This is a genomic window from Sedimentibacter sp. B4, from assembly GCF_000309315.1.
In the GTDB taxonomy this organism is placed as follows: Bacteria; Bacillota; Clostridia; order Tissierellales; family Sedimentibacteraceae; genus Sedimentibacter; species Sedimentibacter saalensis.
The window spans coordinates 15,290-40,041 of sequence record NZ_CANG01000011.1 but is presented as its reverse complement, the minus strand read 5'-3'; the positions used below and the strand labels follow the sequence as shown (position 1 = coordinate 40,041).

General features: G+C 36.3%; 21 protein-coding genes and 1 riboswitch. Of the genes, 4 read left to right on the top strand and 17 right to left on the bottom strand.

All coding sequences use genetic code 11. The features are described from left to right. Positions 1–69: 69 nt before the first annotated feature. From BN358_RS02490 to BN358_RS02410, 17 genes are all read right to left on the bottom strand, one after another. Positions 70–279: a hypothetical protein gene (locus BN358_RS02490; protein WP_019227754.1), complete on the bottom strand. Its 210-nt coding sequence runs from the start codon at positions 277–279 to the stop codon at positions 70–72. Then, entirely contained in the window at positions 276–1,949 is a 1,674-nt protein-coding gene (locus BN358_RS02485) for an aldehyde ferredoxin oxidoreductase family protein (protein WP_019227753.1), read from the bottom strand. The genes BN358_RS02490 and BN358_RS02485 overlap by 4 nt, the downstream gene beginning before the upstream one ends. Before the next feature lie 18 nt (positions 1,950–1,967). Continuing rightward, positions 1,968–3,695 (bottom strand): cell wall metabolism sensor histidine kinase WalK, encoded by a 1,728-nt coding sequence (locus BN358_RS02480; protein WP_019227752.1) that lies wholly within the window; start codon positions 3,693–3,695, stop codon positions 1,968–1,970. Beyond that, positions 3,695–4,390: a response regulator transcription factor gene (locus BN358_RS02475; protein WP_019227751.1), complete on the bottom strand. Its 696-nt coding sequence runs from the start codon at positions 4,388–4,390 to the stop codon at positions 3,695–3,697. Before BN358_RS02475 ends, BN358_RS02480 begins: the two co-directional genes overlap by 1 nt. A gap of 7 nt (positions 4,391–4,397) precedes the next feature. Beyond that, on the bottom strand, positions 4,398–5,045 hold the full coding sequence (gene phoU, locus BN358_RS02470) for a phosphate signaling complex protein PhoU (RefSeq protein ID WP_019227750.1): 648 nt from the start codon (positions 5,043–5,045) through the stop codon (positions 4,398–4,400). Positions 5,046–5,058: 13 nt separating this feature from the next. Then, positions 5,059–5,817, bottom strand: coding sequence for a phosphate ABC transporter ATP-binding protein PstB (gene pstB, locus BN358_RS02465; protein ID WP_019227749.1), 759 nt, complete (start codon positions 5,815–5,817; stop codon positions 5,059–5,061). Then, on the bottom strand, positions 5,807–6,685 hold the full coding sequence (pstA, locus tag BN358_RS02460; RefSeq protein WP_019227748.1) for a phosphate ABC transporter permease PstA: 879 nt from the start codon (positions 6,683–6,685) through the stop codon (positions 5,807–5,809). The genes pstB and pstA overlap by 11 nt, the downstream gene beginning before the upstream one ends. Positions 6,686–6,694: 9 nt before the next feature. Next, on the bottom strand, positions 6,695–7,576 hold the full coding sequence (gene pstC / locus BN358_RS02455; RefSeq protein ID WP_019227747.1) for a phosphate ABC transporter permease subunit PstC: 882 nt from the start codon (positions 7,574–7,576) through the stop codon (positions 6,695–6,697). Then, positions 7,576–8,454 (bottom strand): substrate-binding domain-containing protein, encoded by an 879-nt coding sequence (locus tag BN358_RS02450; RefSeq protein ID WP_019227746.1) that lies wholly within the window; start codon positions 8,452–8,454, stop codon positions 7,576–7,578. Before BN358_RS02450 ends, pstC begins: the two co-directional genes overlap by 1 nt. Positions 8,455–8,595: 141 nt before the next feature. Continuing rightward, complete coding sequence (locus BN358_RS02445; protein WP_019227745.1) at positions 8,596–10,692, bottom strand: sensor domain-containing diguanylate cyclase; 2,097 nt, start codon at positions 10,690–10,692, stop codon at positions 8,596–8,598. A 140-nt stretch (positions 10,693–10,832) separates the two neighbouring features. Continuing rightward, entirely contained in the window at positions 10,833–12,254 is a 1,422-nt protein-coding gene (locus tag BN358_RS02440; RefSeq protein WP_019227744.1) for a Na+/H+ antiporter NhaC family protein, read from the bottom strand. A 334-nt stretch (positions 12,255–12,588) separates the two neighbouring features. Then, entirely contained in the window at positions 12,589–14,487 is a 1,899-nt protein-coding gene (locus BN358_RS02435) for a hypothetical protein (RefSeq protein WP_019227743.1), read from the bottom strand. Positions 14,488–14,623: 136 nt separating this feature from the next. Continuing rightward, the gene (locus tag BN358_RS02430; protein WP_019227742.1) at positions 14,624–15,256 is read right to left on the bottom strand and encodes an HAD-IA family hydrolase; all 633 of its coding nucleotides are present in this window, start codon (positions 15,254–15,256) and stop codon (positions 14,624–14,626) included. Positions 15,257–15,371: 115 nt separating this feature from the next. Next, a complete protein-coding gene (locus BN358_RS02425) occupies positions 15,372–15,965 on the bottom strand; it encodes a hypothetical protein (RefSeq protein WP_040581923.1) in 594 nt (197 codons plus the stop codon). A gap of 68 nt (positions 15,966–16,033) precedes the next feature. After that, complete coding sequence (locus BN358_RS02420) at positions 16,034–17,149, bottom strand: hypothetical protein (protein WP_019227740.1); 1,116 nt, start codon at positions 17,147–17,149, stop codon at positions 16,034–16,036. A 66-nt stretch (positions 17,150–17,215) separates the two neighbouring features. Next, positions 17,216–18,499: a glycosyl hydrolase family 18 protein gene (locus tag BN358_RS02415; RefSeq protein ID WP_019227739.1), complete on the bottom strand. Its 1,284-nt coding sequence runs from the start codon at positions 18,497–18,499 to the stop codon at positions 17,216–17,218. Between the two features lie 182 nt (positions 18,500–18,681). After that, complete coding sequence (locus BN358_RS02410) at positions 18,682–20,772, bottom strand: glutamine synthetase III (RefSeq protein ID WP_019227738.1); 2,091 nt, start codon at positions 20,770–20,772, stop codon at positions 18,682–18,684. A gap of 294 nt (positions 20,773–21,066) precedes the next feature. On the opposite strand from BN358_RS02410, the gene BN358_RS02405 reads away from it, so the two are divergent. The 4 genes from BN358_RS02405 (at position 21,067) to BN358_RS02390 (ending at position 24,746) form a co-directional block, all read left to right on the top strand. After that, positions 21,067–22,386, top strand: coding sequence for a glutamine synthetase family protein (locus tag BN358_RS02405; RefSeq protein WP_019227737.1), 1,320 nt, complete (start codon positions 21,067–21,069; stop codon positions 22,384–22,386). A gap of 35 nt (positions 22,387–22,421) precedes the next feature. Further along, positions 22,422–22,991 (top strand): ANTAR domain-containing response regulator, encoded by a 570-nt coding sequence (locus BN358_RS02400; RefSeq protein ID WP_019227736.1) that lies wholly within the window; start codon positions 22,422–22,424, stop codon positions 22,989–22,991. A gap of 186 nt (positions 22,992–23,177) precedes the next feature. Beyond that, a riboswitch (cyclic di-GMP riboswitch) is annotated at positions 23,178–23,253 on the top strand. Between the two features lie 57 nt (positions 23,254–23,310). Beyond that, positions 23,311–23,694, top strand: coding sequence for a hypothetical protein (locus BN358_RS02395; RefSeq protein WP_019227735.1), 384 nt, complete (start codon positions 23,311–23,313; stop codon positions 23,692–23,694). 143 nt (positions 23,695–23,837) lie between these two features. Further along, positions 23,838–24,746 (top strand): HD domain-containing phosphohydrolase, encoded by a 909-nt coding sequence (locus tag BN358_RS02390; protein ID WP_019227734.1) that lies wholly within the window; start codon positions 23,838–23,840, stop codon positions 24,744–24,746. Positions 24,747–24,752 lie beyond the last annotated feature (6 nt).

Sequence of the window (24,752 nt, the reverse complement as noted above, 5' to 3'; positions counted from 1 at the left end):
TGCCCTCAGAATGACAACGTCGAAGGCTACTTTGTCATCAACCTGAGTCGCATTTATGCGACTTTACTTTTAGCCTCCGCTTAGGATTGGCAAGACATATATTTCAGTGTTATCTCTTATCTTTTCATGAAGCTTTTTAGGAACTCCATCTACAAGGACTGCACCTATAGTGTTTTTGTGAATTCCAAGTTCATCTGCAAGCTCAAGAATTGTCATGTCTTTAAAATTAGCCTGGACTGTTTTTTGATTTTCATCAACAGCTATAATAACATTAATCATAATCTTAATTCATCAAGCTCTTCTTCAGTCAAATCAAACACATCGCCTGTGCTTTTTATTTCTGTCTTCATGAATGATTCAGGCATGCGGTAATTTTCTTTTGTGAAACCTGCAAGTTCGTTGAACCTTAATTCGTCTTTGATTGTTTCCGTGCTGACCTTTTCCAGCCAGTCAAGATCAAGATCATATCCTGTAAATCCGTTTACCAGATCCACAAGAAGCTGCTTTTCATTGGCTATTGCTGCTCTAGTGAACATACAGATTCCAAGACTGTCTAAAATGGCCATGAACTTTTGTGAGCCCTTGCTGGCTTCAGCCCATCCCTTGTCAGTTTTTATAACAGGGCCGTATGTGTGGTCTGCACCCATTGGAGATGTGGCAAATGTAGCACCCATACCCTTTATTGCTCTTGGATCATATGCAGGCATGGCCTGACCGTTAACTGCCGGAACATGTGATACTCCGAGAACTTTTCCGGTTATAGTTGCCCCGCAGGCTAAAACCTTTCCGAATACTGTTCCATTTATTATTTCATCCATCATCCTAAATGCAGAAGAAGCATCGCCAAATTGTCCTTCACCGGCTTCCATGGCAACACCCATGGCTGCTCCAACTTCAATGGTATCTATACCGAAGTCATTGCACATTGCATTTAATTTTGCTATTGCATCAAAATCTCCAATACCCAGGTTTGACCCCATCAAACCTATTGTTTCGTATTCAAGTGGAGAAACAATTGTCTTACCGTCCTTATCCGGAACAACATTTGAGCACTGAATAACACATCCGGGCATGCAGGCATGAGTTGTTTTTCCTTCTCCTCCTCGCTGTTTTATAAATTCATAGAGGCTTTCTCCTGAAATTTTGTCAGCATGTTCAAATTTTTCTCCCCTGAAGTTTCTTGTAGGAAGACCTGTGAGGTCGTTTGTAACACGCACTGTTGATGCAGTTCCCAATGTCCTGTAGTTTGCAGAACTTGGAGCATCCATGACAATTTTAGTGTATTCTTTAAATGATTCTGAAAATTTCTCTTTGTCCGCGATTGTTACAGAACCTTTATCTGCAACAACTATTCCCTTGATTTTTTTAGAACCCATTACAGCTCCCAGTCCGCCTCGGCCGCTGTATCTGTTTGGCTTTTTTTCCTTGTCCATAGTCGCTATTCCCGCAGAATGATACAAATTTTCTCCTGCAGGTCCAATGCATGTCACAGCACAGTCGGGATATTTTTCAATCATTTTATCGCAGTATTCAAATGTGCCCATTCCTGCATATTCATTTGCAGGTTCCAGGGTACATCCATTTTTGTCTATTTTGATATAGTACCAATTGTCATCTTCAGGCATGTCTTCAACTACCAGCGCCTTTAAGCCCAGCTGTGCAAGCCACATGGCTGTTATTCCTCCGCCGTTGCTTTCCTTGATGCCGCCTGTCAGGGGGCTCTTTGCTCCTATGCTTATTCTGCTGGCGCTTGACACATTTGTTCCTGTAAGCATTCCATTGGCTATAATTAGTTTGTTTTCCCTTCCCAAGGGATCACATGTGGGATTCACTTCAGAAAGCATTATTTTTGCAATGAGTCCTCTGCCTCCGGTTTTCAAATATTCATCTCTTGGGGATTCATACACGATTTCCTTGGTCTTCATATTTATTCTAAGTATTTTATTCATATATTCACCTCATCTATATTATACCTCTTTTGTAGGAAATTGCACAGTGATTTGAGTTCCCATATTTTCCCAGCTTTTCAAATCAATTGCTCCGTCATAAAGCTCAGCTATATGCTTTACAATGGACAACCCAAGACCTGTTCCCCCGGTTTCTTTGGACCTGCTTTTATCAACCCTGTAAAATCGTTCAAAAACACGTAGCTGATGTTCTTCAGGAATTCCTGTTCCCGTGTCCTTAACCACTATGTTTATGAAAACACCTCTTTTGAATATTTCCACATCAACTTTTCCACATTTTTTATTATACTTTATTCCGTTGTCCACAAGATTGTACAATAGCTCGCTTATATAATTTTTGTTGGCTTCCATAATCACTTTTTCGGACTTCAATGTCAAAGTGACATTGCTGTCTTCTGCCTTGTGCCTTAATAAGTTCACCACTTCCTCAGCTGTTTCCTTGAGATTTACCTCATTGGATTCGTGTTCTTCTATTCCTTCTTCAATTTTTGAAAGCCTTATTATATCCTCTATGAGGGAAATAAGCCTCAGCCCTTCCTTGTGTATCATACCGCAATATTTTTTAATGCTGTCCGAATCGGTTATTAACCCTTCCTTTATCATTTCAGCAAAGCCAATCATTGTTGTGAGAGGGGTTTTCAGTTCATGAGATACATTTGCTGAAAATTCGCTGCGCATGATTTCTGCCTTCTTCTGAAATGTTACATCTTCAATAAGTATTAATAGACCTGTAACCAGACTTTCTGACTGTTCCTTCACAGGACTGAAATAATACCTGTAAAAGTTTTTTCCTGTATCCATGTCAAATGTCAAATGTGTGTTTTCCATGATGGCCTTATCAATATTTTCTATGATTTCGGTGTTTCTTGTAAGCTCAAGTATGTTTCTGCTTCCCTGCAATTTGAAATTGTAGTTTCTCATCATGTTTTTACCGCTTTGATTTATGGATAATATGTTTTTATGGCGGTTTATGAGTATGAAGCCTTCCTTCATATTTTCAGTGATAATTCCTATGGTGTCCCTTTCATGTCTTAATTCATCAACATATTCGCTGATTTTTATTTTCTGGTCTTTAATTTTATGAGAAAGAGGTCTGAACTCATCATATATTTTTATTTCTTGAACATTGTTTCCTTCCAGCATATCGTCCAGAGCCGATGTCATCTCATTGACAGGTTTGAGAATTTTTTTTGTAAATTCATTGGCACATGCATACACAACAGCAAAAAGCATGACAAAAAGTACCGCAAGCAATGGAATTACACCTGCGAATACTGAATTGATGCTTTTTATTTCCCTCGATATGCGAAGTACTCTGTTATCATTTAATTTTACAGCAAAATAATACATATCTGATGATATTGTGTTTGAATACCTTGTATCTTCTCCATAGCCATATGCAAAAGCATTTTTTATTTCAGGCCTGTTTCCGTGATTATCCAGTGTTCCACCATTTGCCCAATTGTCATATACAACAATTCCACTTTTGTTGACTATGGTAAAACGCATGGTGTAATCAACAGATTTTAAAATATTGTTTACAGATGACTTTACAGATTCTTCATCATCCCACTTTTCAGGCTCCCTTGAAAGTTCAGTTATTGTCTTGATTTGATTTTTGGCATCTTCTGAATAAAACCCATAGTATACAAATGATGTCAGTATGCAGGCTGAAAGAGAGGCAGCAACTGAAATAAGTGTGATCATGAGGAACATTCGCTTTTTCATCACTGTTCCTCCAATTTATATCCTGCACTCCTCACAGTGGATATGAAATTAATGCACCCTGCACTTTCAAGTTTCTGCCTGATGGTTTTTATGTGCATATCCACAGTCCGTGTTTCGCCCTCATAATCATATCCCCATATTTCCTGGAGGATTTTATCCCTTGAAAGAACAATTCCCTTGTTGAGCATTAAGAAATGCAAAAGTTCAAATTCCTTGAATGTCAATGATATTGAAGTACCGTTGTAGCTTAAATTTCTCTTCTGGTAATCAAGTATGAGCCCGTTGTATTCCGTGATGTCAGTTTCACTGCCGTTTTGGCCGTTTTTTCCGTAACGCCTCAATACTGCCTTCACCCTAGCCAGAAGTTCAAGAACGCCAAAAGGTTTCGTTATAAAATCATCTGCTCCTGATTCAAGTCCCCTGACCTTGTCAAGTTCCATGGATTTTGCTGTAAGAATTATCACAGGTATGTCTTTGTAGTCCGATTCTTTTTTCATGTCTCTTAGAATCGTCATGCCGTCAACTTTAGGAAGCATTAAATCAAGCAATACCAAGTCCGGAATTTTCTTTTTAATTTCATCATAAAATCCTTTTGCATCTTCAAAACCGTACACCTCAAAATCAGCTGCTGAAAGAGCCAGTGTAATGAGCTCTCTTATTCCCGCGTCATCTTCAACACAATAAATAGTTTTCATAACTCACCTACTTTGGTTTATGTTCTCCTGTAATTGAAAATATAACCCATTCAGCTATATTTTCAGCATGATCGCCTATTCTTTCAAAATATTTTGCAATCATGAGGAGGTCAATTGCTTGTTCTCCGTTTTCTGTATTTTCCTGAATTTTTTCTATGAGTTCCTTTTTTACAACCTGAAACAAATTGTCAACTATGTCATCATATGCACACACTTCTTCAGCAAGCTTTCTGTCTTTGTTTACAAAGGCATCAACGCTTCTTGTCACCATGCTGATGGTGGCTTCAGCCATCTGAGGTATATGAACAAGATCCTTTATAAACTTTTGGTTAACCATGAATCTTGCTATTTCTGCAATGTCTTCAGCGTTGTCCCCTATACGTTCCATGTCTGTAATCATTTTTAGAGCTGTGCTGATTATCCTAAGGTCAGAAGCCACAGGCTGCTGCTGGAGCAAAAGTTTAAGGCAATGACTTTCAATTGTTTTTTCCATTTCATCAATTTCAATTTCAAGCTCATTAACCTTGCCTACAAGCTCCAAATCTTGCTCCAAAAGAGATCTGGTGCTGAGCTCAATTGCATTTTCAATGAGGCTTCCCATTTTAATCAGTTCCAGGTTTAAATTTTCAAGCTCATGATCAAATTTATTTCTCATATTATACCTCCTATTAGCCGAATCTTCCGGTTATATAATCTTCTGTTTTTTTGTTTTTAGGCATTGAGAACAATTTTTCTGTTTCGTTGAACTCAACAACTTCCCCGTGCAGGAAAAATGCTGTCTTGTCTGAAACTCTTGTTGCCTGCTGCATGTTGTGAGTTACAATGATGATTGTGTAATTATTCTTGATTTCAACAAGTAAATCTTCTATTTTCATTGTAGAAATCGGATCTAATGCAGATGTTGGTTCATCAAGAAGAATCACCTCCGGGTTCACGGAAAATGCTCTGGCTATGCAAAGCCTCTGCTGCTGTCCTCCGGACATTCCCAACGCACTTTTTTTAAGTCTGTCTTTCACTTCATCCCACATAGCTGCTGAACGAAGGCTTTGTTCAACAATTTCATCCAGCCTTGACTTTTGTTTGATTCCGTGTGTTCTTGGCCCATATGCAACATTGTCGTAAATACTCATGGGGAACGGATTAGGCTTTTGAAAAACCATCCCAACCCTTTTTCTGAGAACTGTTGCATCCATGTCCTTGTATATGTCCACATTGTCCAGCAGAATTTTTCCGTCTATTTTCACTCCTTCAACCAGGTCATTCATTCGGTTTAAGGATTTTAAAAGAGTTGACTTGCCACAGCCTGAAGGACCTATGAAAGCAGTAATTTCATTTTCATTAATATTCATGTTTATATTTTTCAGAGCTTGAAATTCTCCGTAATATAAATTTATACTTTCTATTTTCACTTTTTCTTTATTTTCCATTGTTCAGCCTCCCTATTCTGCCTGCAAGCTTTGTTGCAGCAAAATTTACTAAAAATACAATTATGATAAGTATTGCTCCTGTTGCAAATGCCATGTCCTTTGAATGCGGCAGACCTTCACTTGCCAGCATGTACATATGAATTGCAAGTGTTCTTTGAGATGCCATAACATCCAGAGTAGGATTTTCAAGCACATTTGTTCCGCTTGTAAATATAAGTGCTGCAGTTTCACCTACAATTCTTCCTATTGCCAAGATAACCCCTGATAAAATCCCAGGCATTGCTGTGGGAAGAACTATTGAAAACACAGTCCTAAGCCTTGTTGCTCCTAACCCTAAGCTTCCTTCACGATACATGTCCGGAACAGACTTTATGGCTTCCTCTGATGAGCTTATGATTACAGGAAGTATCATTATTGATATAGTAAGCACCCCTGACAATACTGATGCTCTTAGACCGAGAATGTTCACGAAGAATATCATTCCAAACAATCCGTATACTATGGACGGTATTCCTGCCAAAGTGTCTACAGCAAGTCTGATAACCTTAACTGCCTTATTTCCTCTCTTTGAGTACTCATGTAAATATATTGCACAAAATACTCCAACAGGAACTGCAATGACAAGGGAAATCACAATCATTTCCACAGTTGTCACAATTGAAGAAAATGCCGACAGCGATTCAGAATTGTATTCTCCGAAAAGAAATTCCATGTTTATGTTTGGAATTCCTCTAACTAGTATAAACAACAGTATATATGCAAGAATTCCCACTGTCAATATTCCGCAAAGCCAAACCAGAGACCTTAGAATCAGAGATTTTGTTTTTCTTTTATTTAGAACGCTTTTTTCCAGAGCTGTATTTTCCATGATTCCTCCTTAATTTCTCGATGATCTGGATTTTATTAAGCTTAGGGAGGCATTTAGTATTACTATGAACACGAACAAAACCACACCAGTTGCTATAAGTGATGATTCATGAAGTCCCGAAGCATAACTCATTTCCGTAACAATATTTGTTGTAAGTGTCCTGATAGGCTTTAAAATTGCTATCTTATCAAGAGGCATTACTGCGTTTCCTGCAACCATTACAACAGCCATTGTTTCACCAACCGCTCTACCTATTCCCAATATAATTGCTGTAAGAACACCTGATTTTGCTGCAGGTACCACAACCTTAAATATTGTTTCTTCTTTTGTTGCTCCAAGGCCGAAAGACCCTTCCTTGTAGCTTCCCGGTACTGCTCTTATGGAAGATTCGCTAATTGATATTATTGTTGGCAAAATCATTATCCCAAGAATAATGGCAGCAGACAATATGCTGTAGCCGTTACCTCCTATGTTGTCCCTTACAAAGGGAACAACAATCTGCATTCCGAAAAAGCCGTAAATGATTGATGGAATTCCTGCAAGCAGATTTACAGCAGGCTTTACAATTTTATAAATACTCTCAGGGCAAAACTCTGCCAGAAAAACAGCACACATGAGACCTACAGGAACACCTATTACAATTGCACCTGCTGTTACATAAATACTTCCCACTATCATGGATAAAATTCCATAGGATGCCGGCGTATTTACCGGTCCCCATTTTTCGCTGAAAACAAAGTCCATGAATCCTATTTCTGCTATTGCCGGTATTCCCCTTAAAAACAGAAACAAACTGATAGCAATTACAGCCAGCACTGACACAAAAGCAGCCATGAAGAAAACTGACTGCATAACAGTGTCGTTAAATTTTGATTTTTTTGCGTTTTCCATTATTTCACCTGCCCCCAGGATGTTATTTTTCCTGTGTAAATTTCTGTGATTTCTTCCGATGACAAATCACTTATGGGATTATTTTTGTTAAGTATTACAGCAATTCCGTCAATTGCCAGCACATGCCTTTTTAGACTTGCTGCTTCTTCTTCATTTAGCTCCCTTGAACTCATTCCTATGTCGTAGGAACCGTCAATTGCTGCCTTGATTCCCTGAGATGAACCATTTGACTGCATTTCAAACGTAACATCTGGGTTCAAAGATTTGTAATCTTCCTGGAGTTTTTCCATCAGAGGAGTCACTGACGTTGACCCGGCAACCTTGATTGTTCCCTTAATTCCAGATGCAGTATATTCCTCTTCAGCTTCAGCTCCCGGAATGTATTTCATCTCTTTTGCAATTGCCTGACCTCTTGATGAAGATACAAACTTTAGAAAATCATCCACCAGCTCAGTTTTATTTTCTTTTGTCACCAGCAAAAATGGTCTTGACACTACATAGGACCCGTTTTTAATATTTTCTTCTGTGGGATCAGCTCCATTTATCCTGGTTGTCTTAACTCTATCACTTAAAGATCCAACAGAAATGTAGCCTATGGCATGTTTGTCTCCTTCTACGGCAGTCACAACCTTATCTGTGCCGTCAAATTCAAGAGCACCTACAGCCAGATTATCGGTTTCTGTTCCGTCCGCTTTCACTTTTATTTTCATTATTTCATGAAAAGCTCCCCTTGTTCCGGATGCGGCATCTCTTGCAACAACCGTAATTTCTTTTTCGAAGTTGAACTCTTCCATAGATTGTCCTTTTGAACACCCTGCAGCAGCAATTGATAAAACAGAAATAGAAACTAAAAAACCTAGAGTTTTTCTTCTTTTCATTGCATACTCCTTTACTCAATTTTTACCTGTGCTTAATATATACCCACAGAGTAAAAAAAAACCGCAACAATGTAAAAACTATGTAAAATTATAGACTATTTTTTGCAAAAAAAATTCCGGCTGTTTGCCGGAACATCACTTTTAATTGCTTAATACCACCTTGTTCTTGCTACTTCCTTTGGCATAATAAAGATTCTTGTCCGCCCTGTTTATAACATCGTCAAATGATGAGTCGCAGTCTGAGCACTGATGTACACCAAGGCTTATGGTAAGAGACATATCAATACCTTCTCCAATTGAAAAAATACTATTTTCCACGTTTTTCCTTATCCGTTCAGCAACCTCAAATGCTTCATGTTCTCCTGCATCAGGACATATGAGCAAAAACTCGTCGCCGCCGTAACGTCCTATGTAGTCAGTATTTCTGATACTTTTTGTAATTGTTTCAGATAAAAGGCTTATTGCTTTGTCACCATATACATGACCGTATGTATCATTTATCATTTTGAAATTATCCACATCAATCATTACAGCGCTGAATTTAATTTTATTGTCTTTACATTTATCATAAACAAGTTTACCAAGTTTAACAATTTCATGCTTGCTCAAAAATCTTGTAAGCTGGTCATATGTGGCTATTTCTTCAACCTTCTTGTAAGAAATAGCATTTTCAATGGCTATGGCTGTATAATTGGCAAGAATTTTCAACATGTTAAGGTCGTTTTTATCATAGGAGTTTTCTTTCATACTTTGAACGGTCATTGCTCCTACAACTTTGTCATTAATAATCATGGGTGTGTATATCATGGATTTAAGCTTTAACTCATCAATCCCATCAAGGCTTCTTGGAAAGACGCTGGTGAATTTTTTGTATTCCTTGCTTACATTTCCTAAAATGATATCACGTTTTGTTTTAATGCAGTATCCTGCAAACGTTGAATAATCTACTTTTGAAAACTGCACAGTTTCAAACAGCTTCTCATTCATCCCTGCAAAGTGGTAGCTTATCTGATCTTTTTCCTTGTCATATACTGCAATTCCGAAATAATCTGTTTCAATAAGCTTGTTTATTTCATCATTTATTATATCTATAATTGAATTTATATTTAAATTTGAAATTATTTTCTGACCTATGGTTGACAGGAGTTCAGTCCTGTCATAAAGTGACTTGTATTGTTCGACTTCTCTTCTTGCATTCTTGATACTCACTTTTGCAATCAGCTGGTTTTGTTCATAATTGTACATTTCGTCATCAATAAGCTTGTATTTCTCTAAGAACTCAAGAGCATTTCCTGTTAAATTAAGTTCTTTGTATATTTTGTATAATTTATAATAAATCTCCTTAAGAAGAACATTTATATCTTTTGAAGAACATACGAAAGCAACTTCGTTTAGTTTTTCAATGGCTTCCTGTTTTCTTCCCACATTTACGCAAAGGTTGGCCCATTCAACCATGGCGCTGCATCTTTCATAAGTAAGATTTTGCTGTTCTGCATAATTACAGGCCATTACAAATTCATTTTCTGCAACATCATACTCCTTAATTTTTTTATAAGCCATGCCTTTAAGCTTATGAATTTCGCTCATATCAGTAATTAAATGTGATTTTTCTTCAGCCTTTGATGCTTCTTCAATATATGAAAGAGATTTCATAGAATCTCCGACATGTATTTCTATTTCAGCCATGGCCAAAAGACATGACACGCGCTGCTGATTAGTAAGTTCATAGTACATCAGTTCCATGGAATTGAATATTTCCTTTGCCTTATCAAAATGCTGCATTTGAATGTAATTTATTCCTGTGTTTAACAGTAGTGTTATGAGTGCACTTTTGTTGTTTATTTCTTCTGCAATTGTTATTCCCTTTAGTCCCCATTCATTGGCCAGATTTAACTGCCCTATCTGACAGTAGACGTTGGTCAATCCATTGCAGGCATATACAATTCCGTCATTATCTATAATATTGTTAAATATTTCATATGATTTCAAAAAATTTGTGACAGCCTTATCGTAATGAGTAGTATCGAAATTATACCAGCCCAGGTAGTAGTAAGCCCATGCTTTTACCTTATAGAGTTTATTTTCTTCAGAAAAAATCAATAAGCCATCACTTATTTTTTTGAGATCTTCCAGGTTGCTCGACAGATATTTCATAGCTTCTTTCCTGAAAATTTCAATGTTATCTTCGTTTTCTTTAAGACTTGCAAGTTCTTTGGCATACTTGAGCTGAAAATCCATATCTTCACTCCTGGTAACATTTTTTTATAGATTATTGATATTCATAATAAACAAAAAAAGTTGTATTGTCAATTATACTGTAAAAAAACCTCATTTAAAATGAGGTTTTTTAAATTATTTAATTCATTGTCAGCGAAAGATTAAATATTGTTCATTTTCAAATATCTTTCCTGAATTTCCATAAGCTCTTTTGGAGATTTCTTCAATTTCATAGGACGAACATATTCAGGAGCAGCCGGATCTTCTTCCAATGTCATTATAGAAATTCCAAGGAAAGCAAATACAACTGTTACTATTGGGCTTAAGATATTGAAGTATGCATATGCCATATATGACAATGTCGGTACCCCCAGGAATGTAGACATTGTAGCACCGCAAGTATTCCATGGAACAAGTGCTGAAGTTACAGTACCTGAGTCTTCAAGAGTACGTGATAAGTTTCTAGGTGCCAATCCTCTTTCATGGTAAGTATCTTTGTACATTTTTCCTGGCAATGCCAATGCAAGATATTGATCTCCGCAAAGAATGTTTACAAACAAGCAAGTAAGTGCTGTTATAAGAACCAATGAACCTGTGCTCTTAGCAAATCCTAAAAGTTTATTAGCTATTACAGCCATCATACCTGTTTTTTCTAGAACGCCGCCAAATGTCAAAGCACACATAATCAATGAAATTGTCCACATCATGTTCTGTAGACCGCCGTTTGTCAACAGTTCATCAACCATTGCATGGCCTGATTCAGCTACTGTACCATAGTTAGCAACATTCAGTATATAACCAAAGTCTCCGCCTTGATATACAGTTGCTATGCCTCCAAGTATACAACCTATTATAAGACCTGGAATTGCAGGAACTTTCATTGCTGCCAAAATTCCGTTAATTTCAGTAACATCCAGTTGTTTTCCTCTGTACTGCAATCCTATAACAAGGAATATAACAAAAGTTATTGCGTATGATACGCTTGTTGTGTAAAGCATGTGTTTGATGTGATCAAACAATGATGCTCCTGCCATTGCAGGTGCAAGGTTTGTTGTGTCAGACAACGGAGAAATTTTATCTCCGAAATAAGCTCCTGAAATTATGGCTCCTGCTGCCAATGGAAGTGATATTCCAAGACCTTGGCCAACTCCTATAAGAGCAACCCCAACAGTACCTGCAGTTGTCCACGAACTTCCGGTTGCCAGAGATACTATACTGCATAGTATAACAGATGCAGCAAGGAAGAATGTTGGTGACAATACTTGCAAACCGTAATAAATTAATGTAGGAACAATGCCGCCTGAAATCCAAGTACCAATTAACACGCCAATTATTGCAAGAATTAAAATTGCCTGCATTGTGCTTCCTATTGATTCAACAATACCATCTTCAATTTCTTTCCATGTAAAACCTAATGTAAATATTGCTATTGCCGCTGCAACAATTGCTCCAATTATAATAGGTATATGAACATCTGCTCCGTATACTATTATAGAAAAAGCTAACATACCAACTGTTACTGCTACCGGAATAATTGAAATTCCTAATGACGGTACCTTCTTTTGTTTTGGATCTTTACTCATAATACTCCTCCATAAAAAATTTGGTATGCACATGTTGAATATATTCACAAAAGGACTATCCACCCAATACATAAAAAAACCCAATAATAACGTTATCCTTTTATTCATAAAATTCTACCGTGCAGAATGATTTAAATAAAACGTTATTTTCATCGCCCAAATGAAAAGAATACGTTTTACTTGCAATGTAATTCTATCATATATATGTTGATTTGTAAACAGTAATTTATTAATAAGTTAATATTTAAACATACAACTTATAAATTCTCATATTGATATATTACTTTAATCGACAAAATAAAAATCAGAATTTTGCAATTCTGATTTTTATTTTTTAAAATATATTGTTCTTATACTGTATATACAGTCCTCTTATTTCAGTCATCTTCTCATTCATTTGCTTTTGAAGTTCTGATGCTGTATCAAAATCACCTTCTGCAAGAGCATTCTTTATTTTTGTAAATATACATTTCTTAGTCATGCTGTCCTTCATGAGCTTAGTTTTAAGGTATACTATTTTTTCCCAGTTAACTACGTCAAGATCTGTAGCGTGGTTTTGTTCATCATGAAGTTTTACAAATGTTTTTAACAGCATTATGTTATCATGGATTATTCTGCCTTTAAGCTCATTTTTCCATTTTTGAACAGTGGATTCTTTAAATGAATTTATGAGTTCGCAGCTAAAAACATCACCTTTTTTCAATACCTGCTGTTTTAATTCGTTGGATTCAAACGCGCTTAAGTTTTCCCATACTGTTGCAGGAGCTTTGCCATAAAGTTTATTTCTTTCTTCTTCAGTAAAGCGTTCAAAAACATCTTCTTCGCTTCTGTATTCTCTGAACTTCTCCAGGTAGAAACCTTCTTCTCCGTATTTCTTGGATATTTCCTTTTCAAGTTCATCCATTGAACGTCCTGCATCTGTCACTTTTTCTATTCCGTCCAGCATCGCCTGATATGATGCCGCCAGCACAAGATAAGTGTTTGAATAAGGATTTGGAGATCTGAGCTCAAATCTTGTAGCAAGAGGGCTGTTAGAATCTCTTATTACTCCCACAAGAACCGAACGGTTTCTTGAAGGTGATTCCTTGCTTCCTCCTAGTGATGTAACTGTGCATATAGGAGCTTCAAAACCTGGTTTTAAACGGTTGAATGCATCATTGGTAGCTGTAACAATAGGATTTATAACTTCATAGTTTTTAAGTATTCCCATTAAGGCTCCGTATCCTATTTCGCTCAAATATTGATTTTTCATGTCTTCAGGAGCAAATAAATTGATTCTTTTTCCGTTCTTCAGCTTAACGGCAGCTCCCAAGTGAACATGCTCTCCGTTTCCTGCAACACCTTCTATTGGTTTTGCCTTAAACAAAACTTCCAGTCCATGGTGTCTGAATTGATCTTCTATTAATTCTCTTATAAAAATTTCATTGTCAGCTGTCTGAAGAGTGGTTGAAAATCTCCAGTCTATTTCAAGCTGTTCCATAACATGAGTAATTCTTCCTTTAGCATCAATTCTATTGGCAATTCCACCAACTTCCTTGTGTGCCATTTCAGGTTTAAGGTCATAGCATTCCAGCTGATCCATTATTTTTTCAAGAACTGTTCTTACAGTTCCCATAGTTCTTTTCCAATATTGTTCCTTTAATACCTGCGAAGTGTGAAGTTCTTCAAAATCAGCGCTTTGTTCAGGTGTCTTAACCCACATTTCAAGTTCTGTAGCGCTTGTTAATACAATTTCTTCAACATCATCATGGTTAAAACCATAGTTTTTTGTCAGTTCCGGATGTTTTTTAAATATTTCCATCAATTCATTTTGGAAATTAAAAGTCGCTCTTTTTAGAATAGATCTTGAGCAAACCTGCTTGCCGCTGTGTATTATAAAAGAAGGAATTTTTAATGTCCCAACCGGCAGCCCATTTTCATCGTTGTAATACTCATAATTGTAATCAACGAACCATGTACAGTCAACGTCCGGCAATATGTCAACCTTGGCATCGTTCAAATCGGCGATTCCTTGAAGCTCAACGCTTGACCCGTCTGTTTGTATGCCGTATTTCAGCATATCTTCCATATCTTTAACAAATAATTTAACCGGTATTTTTTCGTCAGTACCGTTTCCTCCGATATCAACACCCATGAAAGATACAAACTGGATTTCAGGATGTTCTTCAAGTATTCGTGTTATATCTTGTATGCCGTGGTGTTCAGGCTTAATGGTATATATCATTTTACCCATGTCTTCCTCCTATAATTCTTATAATGAGTATTCTAGCATATCGAAATATTCATTGCAAGAAAAAAAAGTACGCTTTTTTCATAATATTTCGCAAAAAGGCGAAATATTTAAAGCGACTTTTTATAAACGTTCGTATTTATTTCTGACGGCATATTTCTATAAGTTCATTAGGTTCCATGACCAAATATTCCGGATTGTTTTTTTTAAGACTTTCAACGGTGTTGTAACCCCATCCCACAGATGCAATATCAATTCCAGCATTCTTTGCAGCATTGATGTCTCTGATTTCATCACCTACATAAAGAACTTCATTCTTGCAGAGTTTTTCTTTCTTCATTATTCTTCTCATCTTTGTTTCTTTTCCAAACATTGAGGCACTTGCAATAAAATCAAAAATATATGCATCATTTTTTTCCAAAAACATTTCAACATTTGTCTTTGAATTAGTTGTAATAATTGCAGTCTTTATTCCCATTTTTTTAAGTTCAGCTACAGTGCTCAAAATATCGGGCTTGCAAGGTTTGATATTCTTCATGTCCTGTTTCAAAAGATTCTTTCCCCTTTTAAGCATAAAAGGAAGGTATCTTTTTTTAAGCTCAACATAAGCCATCAATTCCTTTGCACTCATTTTTTTAATATGACCAAGTTCATCTATGGTAATATTTCTTAAATTATATTTTTCAGCTAACTTTTGATATATTACAAAATTAACCTCTTCAGTGTCTGCAAGAGTTCCATCAAAGTCAAAAAATACATATTTATATCTCACTATTTACCATCCTTATCTTAATATCCATCAACAAATTGAACGCAATTAAACTATATTATATTTTCCTTTTTCAGTCAATTTAAAATTTTTAAAAAAACTCCCGTAAAGGAGTTTTCTACAAAGATTTCTTAATTTTGCTGAAGCCATTGTTAATAAATCTCATATATTCTTCTTCTTCAATAAGTTGAGGATATATGGTTTCTGATTTATTGCCTTTTAAAAATTCCAATATTTTATCCTTGGACTTTTTAATATTGACCCAATTGGTTTCTTTCAAATTGATTTTTATGTCGAATGTATTTATATCTTTAACATAATTCTCGAAAAAGTTGTTTATTGCCTTATAGTCGTAATATCTGAGCGTGCTTTTTACTGCAGCCCTTAGTTCTTCGTCGCTTAATTCCAGATTATTGTGTATTGTAAGTTTGCTTGCATTGAACTTGTAATATTCGTCAAACCACAAATGGCAATAGTATCCCAAAACAAATGATTTTTGTGTTATGTCTAACTTTTTGAAGTTAAATTGTTCATAAAACTCCCTGACATCGATGTTTCCATCTTCATCAAGGGTGTGCATTTCTTCAAAATCTTCTACATCCATAGTTTCCGGGGATACAATACCCATAATAAAACTCGGTATGTCTATTTCATCCTCAGAATTTTCTATAAAAATTTTACCAAAGTGCATGTTAGTACTTATGGGTGGCATTTGTTTACTATACTCCTTTTTAAGTTGTTCTTGCTAATTATAGCAAATTTATAACAATTTGTACAGTATTATTTAGTCAAAACTATTTGCGGAGGGTCTGTTGACTCACCTGTCCTCGGATTTACAAATGCCAGCCAGTAGCCATGCTCTGTATTATTATCCTTGTTGCTATATGACCAGTTTTTGAATCCTGTAATACCCTTGTATGGCTGCTCTTCCTTAGTAAATTCTCCGGGCACTCCGTAAATGAATTTGATTATGTCATCATTGTCTTCATAAATTCCAAAAATATAGTGACCGTACTTTTTCATGAGACTGTTGCAGGTTGTTACACGATTTGACATGGGATACGGGTAATAGGAGCTCACTATTTGATTGTAGTAAGGCAGAAAACCGTTTTTTATTCCCATTTCGTCATATGGTATGTACCACCAGCTGAAATTCTTGATTTTTACAGACAAAGGCTCTGTTCTTTTATAATCCTTTAGAGCATTGTATAGACTTTCGTTGAATTTATTTTTATGTCTAATTGATTCAGATTTCACTGAGTTTTCATCTTCCTGGGAAAATTCCTGTGAAGATTTTGCAACATCGTCGTCGATTTCTTGTTTTTTTGATTCTTGTATTTCTTCAATGTTTTCTTCTTCATCATGTCTTTCTTCCACGGTTACAATTTTTTCTATTCTTCTTGGCACATCCTGAGCAGGAGGTGCCAATTTCGGTTCTTCTTTTTCCGGCTGCTTAACCACTTCTGAAGGAACATGAGACACTTCCTTCTTATCTTGCTCTTTAGAATCGGAGACAATTGTTACTTCCTCTTCTCCTGCATCCAGTTTATTGATAGAATCAATGCTGGTTGTATTGAACAAATTGGAATAAAGTGCAATCTTTCCGTTTTTTACTATGGCACATGTGTTGTAGTCTTCTATTGCGTTGTTGCTTCCGAATGTAAGAATTTTCTTAAGCATTCCTTTTTTGTTGTTGATGTCTCCGAGCTTGATTTTGTTCGTTTTGTCCTTATATAAATATACTTCGCTTGTTGTCTTTGCATCTCCTAAATTTTCAACTGACACAATAACATTACCCTTTATTCCTCTGATGTCAAGGCGCACGTAACCCCTTGCTATGTCCTTTTTATTAACCGGCTCAAAGAATTTCATCACTCTATAATTTTTATTATTCATGGAAACCTCCTAAATTACCTGTTATCTATTTATATGCTGATCTTTTCATATAATTACTCTTATGACTCAAATAACCTTTGCTATGTCATAAAGCGAACTTAAAACCAGCCATTTTTGAGGGAAGTACTTCATTAAATTCCAGATTCCCACTCCTTCAAATCCATACTCGTTGAAAGCATCAAGCTTTTCACGTATACTTCTGGCATCTTCAAACCAAACCTGGTGCTGGCGCCCTTGATTGTCATAATAAATGAAGTAAGGAGACTGGGACTTTTCATCATATTGAATGTTCGCACCAACTCTTTCAGCCAGGCTCACAGCTTCCACATTTGATAATGAATCTGCCCTTGACTCTTCTGCAACATATGGCTGTATAAAATCGTATCCGTAGTTTGGAATTCCCATGTATATTTTATTGGGATCTATTTCAGTTATGGCGTAGTCAAGAACTTCTCTGACTTTGTCAATGGGAGCAACTGCCATGGCAGGCCCGTATGTGTAGCCCCATTCGTAAGTCATGAGAAGCACCCTATTTGATGCGTCTCCTATGGCAGGATAATCATGAGCTTCATACAAAAGTCCTTTTTGTTCAGAGGAAATTTTTGGCGCAAGAGCCGTAAATACCTGAAATCCCTCCCTATTGAGGCGTTCTGTAATTTTTTCAACAAAGTTGATAAATGCCTCCCTGTCTTCAGGCAGCACATATTCAAAGTCAATGTCAAGACCATGGTATTGTTTTTCTTTAAGGTTTTGAAGCACATTTTCTATGAGTTTTTCTTGTATTTCTTCGCTGTTTAAAATTTTGTGAGCTAGTTCCTTGCTGAATGTTCCTTCTTCTGTCAATGTGGAAATAACCATAAGCGGCGCTACCCCGAAATCCCTTGCCATTCTTATGAGCTCTTCATCTTCAATATCAATGAGTTCTCCTGATTCTGTTATCCCGTATGTGAACAAGCTTAGATATGTCAAATACGGCAGAGTTTTCATCAGTACTCTTCTGTCTATATTTGGATAGGCGTAGCCGTTAACAAATATGGTTCCTAATTTGGGTTCTGTGTTTTTAATTGTAATTTGGTCACCGGGATAAATTGCTTCGGCATATTCAATGAATGGGTTGTTCTGAAGCAGTTCTACTGTTGTCGTGTCATACATCTGCGCAATGCCTGCAAGTGTGTCAAGAGGCCTTACAACATGTACCTGGCTTGGTATGAGGATAACAATAGTCTGCCCTGGCACAATTGCATTAGGCGTAGCCAGTTCGTTATCCATGATTATTTTTTGCGGAGATACATTGTATTGTTTTGCTATGGAATAAATAGTATCTCCTGGCTGTACAACATGAATTATCATAATTTTGCTCCTTTCTTTTCATATTAGTATATGCACTGTTTTCCCAATTGCTTATATAAAAAAGTTGCTCAGAAGCTAGGTGCCTATATAAAAAGCACACTGCTATGCAGTGTGCTTTTATATAAACATCGGAATTAACTTATATCGTTCAGTGTAGTTCATTATTTCGGGAGGAATTTAAACTATACACTGAACAATATTTCTCCGTAAGTTGGGAAAGGCCAGTATTTTTTTGCTGTATTTGTTTCCAGTTCATCTATAACTGCTCTCATTTCTTGCATTGCAGCAAATATGCTGTTTCTGTAAAAATATGCGGTTTCTTCTACTCCATTGCAGTTTTTCACTTCAAGCAGCTTGTTTTCTAACAGCTCTGTCTTTGAATAAAGAGAGCCTGTAAGAAGTGAAAGCTTGTATATGAGAGATTTTTCTGTTTCACAGTCAACATCAATCATGAAAGCTTTTTTAGAGTTTGCGGTGTCTGACAGTTCCTTGATGTACGCTGTAACTGAAGGAATAAGATCTTTCTTTGCAATGTCAATCAATGTCAGGGCTTCAATGTTTATTTCCTTGCAGTATTCTTCAAGAACTATTTCAGTTCGTGAATAAATTTCTTTTCTGGAAAGTACGTTGAATTTTTCAAACAACGTTACACTTTTTTCACTGCTGAAGTACGGAATTGATTCAGGAGTTGACTTGAGGTTCAATAATCCTCTTTTTTCTGCTTCTACAACCCATTCATCAGTGTAGTTGTTGCCGTTGAAAATTATTCTTTTATGATTTTTAATTGTATCTTTAAGCAATTTATTAAGTTCAGCAGTGAAATCATCTGCTTTTTCTAAAACGTCTGCAAATATTGAAAGTTCATGTGCCACTATGGTATTCAGCACCATGTTTGGACCTGCAATGGACAGCTTTGAGCCAACCATTCTGAATTCAAATTTGTTGCCTGTGAATGCAAAAGGTGATGTTCTGTTTCTGTCGGTGGTGTCTTTAGGGAACACAGGAATTGCATCAACGCCTACTGCCATTTCTCGTTTGAATTCTTTGTCGTATGCAGTTTCCCCTTCAACAGACTCAAGAACAGAAGTGAGTTCATCTCCAAGGAATATTGAAATTATAGCAGGAGGAGCTTCGTTGCCTCCAAGTCTGTGATCGTTGCCTGCAGTTGAAACCGAAACCTTCAATAAATCCTGATATTCATCAACAGCTTTTATGACTGCGCAAAGGAACAATAAAAATCTTGCATTATCGTAAGGAGATGTTCCCGGCTCCAGAAGGTTTACTCCGTCATTTGTTGAAAGAGACCAGTTGTTGTGCTTGCCGCTTCCGTTAATTCCTGCAAATGGTTTTTCATGCAGCAGACAGAACATTCCGTGTTTATCTGCAATTCTTTTTAATGTTTCCATTGTAAGCTGATTGTGGTCGCATGCAATGTTTGTATTTGTAAATATAGGGGCAAGTTCATGCTGAGCAGGTGCTACTTCGTTGTGCTCTGTTCTTGCAAGAATTCCAAGTTTCCAGAGTTCGTTGTTCAGTTCTTTCATAAAAGCCGATACTCTTGGCTTTATTGCTCCAAAGTAATGGTCTTCAAGCTCCTGTCCTTTTGGAGGCTTTGCTCCGAAAAGAGTTCTTCCTGTAAATACTATATCTTTTCTTTTTTTGTAAACTTCCTTATCAATTAGGAAATATTCCTGTTCAGGTCCTACAGTAGTAATAACTCTTGTAGTTGTTGTGTCACCGAAAAGCTTCAATACTCTCAGTGCCTGTTCGTTTAGAGCTTCCATTGAACGAAGAAGAGGTGTTTTCTTGTCAAGCACTTCTCCGCCGTATGAACAGAATGCTGTTGGAATGCATAAAACAGAATCTTTTATAAAAGCGTAGGAAGTCGGATCCCATGCTGTATATCCTCTTGCTTCAAATGTGGATCTCAGTCCTCCTGAAGGAAAGCTTGATGCATCAGGTTCTCCCTTTATCAGCTCTTTACCTGAAAATTCCATAATAACTTTTCCATCAGATGTTGCAGATATGAAGCTGTCATGTTTTTCAGCTGTAATTCCAGTCATTGGCTGAAACCAGTGAGTGAAATGAGTTGTTCCTTTTTCAATGGCCCAGTCTTTCATTGCATTTGCCACTACATTGGCAACATTGATGTCCAGACTTTTGCCTTCCATTATTGTCTTTTTATATGCCTTGTATGTGTCTTTAGGCAGTCTTTCTTTCATTACGTCATCGTTAAATACCATGCTTCCGAAAATCTCTGAAATATTGCTCATAATTACCTCCGTATACAAAAAAGGCGCGTAGGTTTAAAAACCTAAGCGCCTTTGCTTATTATAGATGAATGATACATTATGGGATAGGCCTATGTCAAGAACTTTTTTTATTTTTATTTTTCACTCATAAATTGTAGTTTAAATGCATAAATTTTAAAAAGAACTTGACAAACGGTATCTCATATAATAAAATTTTTTCAACAAGAACAAAGGCGTTCATTGCAGCATTATTGTACTGGTAGACAATTGCGCTGCAGTGCGCTTTTTTTATAGTTATAATTTCGGAGGTGTAACATGAAATATACCATTGATGAAGTTTTGCAGTTTATAAGCGACAATGACGTAAAATTTGTACGTCTGTCTTTTTGTGACATATTTGGAACCATAAAAAATATTTCCATTTTGTCCGAGGAACTTCCAAGAGCATTTAAAAACGGCATTTCTTTTGACGCATCTTCAATACGGGGATTTTTAAACATAGAGGAGTCTGACCTTTTTTTGTATCCGGACCCATCCACACTGGCAATTCTGCCATGGAGGCCTCAGCAGGGAAGAGTTGTAAGATTCTATTGTGACATAAAATATCCCGACAAGACACCTTTTGAAGGTGACGGCAGAGCCATACTTTTAAAAGCAGTAAACAAAGCCCACGAAATGGGATACAAAATTGAAATAGGTTCAGAATGTGAATTTTATCTTTTTGAAGAAGATGAAAAAGGAAATCCAACTAAAATTCCTCAGGACAATGCAGGATACTTTGACGTAGCCCCTCTGGACAAGGGAGAAAACGTAAGAAGAGACATAAGTCTCACGTTAGAGCAAATGGGAATTCTTCCTGAATGCTCCCACCACGAACAGGGTCCCGGACAAAATGAAATTGACTTTAAATACAGCGATGCCATGTCAGCTGCAGACAACCTGGTCACATTTAAATCCGTCGTAAAAACCATTGCTCATTTAAACGGTCTTTATGCTTCTTTTATGCCTAAACCTTTGAAAGATTGCAGCGGAAGCGGACTTCATATCAATATATCTATTTTGAAAAACAATGAGAATATTTTCGACAACATAAAAAGAAGCAGTTCCAAAGAAGCTGAAAGTTTTATTGCAGGAATTTTAAACAGAATTAAAGAAATAACTGTTTTTTTAAATCCTATTACAAATTCCTACAACCGTTTTGGAAGCCATTCGGCTCCAAAATATGTAACATGGTCTTACCAGAACCGTTCTCAGCTTGTGCGAATACCTGCAGCGGAAGGAATATACTCTAGAATGGAACTTCGTTCTTCAGATCCAAGCTGCAATCCATACTATGCATTTGCACTGCTCATTTATGCCGGGCTTGAAGGAATAGAAAACAATATTGAACTGAAGAAGCCTTCAAATATAAATTTATACCAGGCATGTGAAGATGTTTTGAAAAATTACGACACAATCCCAGACACACTTGAAGAAGCTGTGAGAATTGCAGAAAAAAGTGAATTTGTGGCTAATTGTCTACCTTCAAAAACATTGAAAAAATACTTGTCCTTCAAGACTGATGAATGCATTTTGTGTGAAAAGTCTGGAAACAAGGAAGAATTTGAGCACAACACATACTTTTACACAATATAATATTTTTCCTATCAATGACAGGGGGTGGTGATTTCATGAACAGTGTGCTTGTTGTGTCAAGCTCCGACAAAGGAATAGAGCTTTTGTCGCAACTTTTGAACACTAATACTGTTTGCTCAACCGCAACGGCATCAAGCAGCGGTGAAGCAAGAAGAATGCTAAATAATTTTGAATATGACCTTGTAGTAATCAACGCTCCTTTAAAAGATGAATTTGGAGATAATCTTGCAGTTACTGTAACTGAAATCAGCGCTTCGGGAGTCATAATAGTTGTAAAAAGCGAAATTGCCGATGACATATCAGCTAAGGTTGAAGACAGCGGCGTATTGGTGGTTTCAAAACCAATAATTAAACAGGTTTTCTTTCAATCTCTCAAGCTTGCTCTGGCTTCAAAAAAAAGAATACTGGGTCTAAAAAACGAAAATATACATCTTCAGCAAAAAATTGAAGAAATAAGGCTTGTAACAAGAGCAAAATGCGTGCTCATACAATATCTCAACATGACTGAAAACCAAGCCCACCGCTACATAGAAAAGCAGGCAATGGACATGAGGACAACAAGAGATCAAATAGCACAGAATATACTGAAGACATACGAAACGTAAATACAATTAAGAATTAAGAGTTAAGAATTAAGAATCAAAAGAAAGACAATGTGCTAAGCTCACATTGTCTTATTTTATATTAAAATAAATATTTATATGGAATAGCAATAAAAATACATATATTCCAAATAATGTTTGATAATTTATTAATAATATGATATTATTATAGTAAATAAATTTAACTTCAACCGATAATGGCAAAGCTGACGAAAGTTAGCGACGCAAAGCTACAGGGCCTTTAAAATGGCAGCCAGCTACCGAAAGGGGTTTTTTTATTTCCTTCAAGGAGTAGGTTGAAGAATAATGGAGGTAAAGGGAAATGTACAAAAGATTAAAAAGGGTAGTATCAGTAACAATGATTATGATCAGCTTGTTAACGTTATTTGGACCTTCAGTATTTGCAGACGAAGTGACTGCAAGTGACATAATAATGAAAAGGGTTGATAAAACCAACGATTATGTCTTTAAGGCTGTGAAAGTCGCCGTAAAACAGGCGGAAATTGAAGTTCTCAAAGAAAACAAGAGCGAAGATTTGGATTTAATTGTTGATAAAATCATTGAAAAACTCCTTGAAAAGACAGAGTCAAAAGTTGATAAGTTAATTACAGATGCTGCCGCAGAAGGAATAGAAGTCACCAAGACATATGTTGAAGTAGTGATATATGACAGAATAATCCTGGTAGACCCGTGCTACGCACATTAATTTAAAAGTTAAGGAGGGAGCAATCTCTCCTTTTATTTTATTGACATACTCTCAGAGATGTTTTTTTAATTTAATATTTTATTATAATTTGAGATTTCTATTAACAAATAATATGCTATAATTATTTCTTAAGGAGTGAATTAATGGACGGATTATTTATTTATAAAGACAAGAAATATATTGATCAGGTTAGAGGGACTTCAATACTTAGCCTTCTCGCAAGAAATGATGACATGGAGATCATGTTATATGAATTCACGGCTGAGAGGCCAAACAGCATCACTCCGGGAAATACTGCTAATCTCATGGAGTTTTATTACATATTGGAAGGATCAATATTAATTGAAGACGGCAATAAGACAGTCAAAATGCAAAAAGGCGATTACTTTTACGTGCATGATATAAAAGAAACCGTGCCTTTCAGAACACTTACGGATACAAAAATATTGTATATAACGTCACAGCCTGTTTACAATTTATTATATACGTATACGGATGAATTAAGAAACTTGCTGGATAAATCTGAACAAAAGGATGTATATACTTATAATCACAGCAACAGGGTACAGGATTATTCAGTAAAAATTGCCAGCAAATTGGGGCTTTCAGGTGAAATCAATTATACCATTGCTCTGGCCTCACTTTTTCATGATGTGGGTAAATACTTCATTCCCGATGAAATATTAAATAAAGCCTCAAAACTAAGCGATGAGGAATTTAATTATATTAAAAAACACAGCACATACAGCTCTGAATTATTGCATGGAAAATTTATTGAGGACATATCCAAAATTGTTGAAGCACACCATGAAAGATTAGATGGATCAGGTTATCCTAAGGGGCTTAAGGGTGATGAAATCCGAATAGAAGCAAAAATAATAGCCGTAGCCGATTCCTATGATGCCATGACATCAGACAGAGCATATAGAAATGCCATGTCTCCGGAAGAGGCCATGAGTGAATTAAAGATTTGCATTGGAACATTTTATGATAAAGAAATAGTGCTTGCTTTAGAAAAGATTTTAATTGAAGAAAAAGTTCTAAACAATTGATTATAT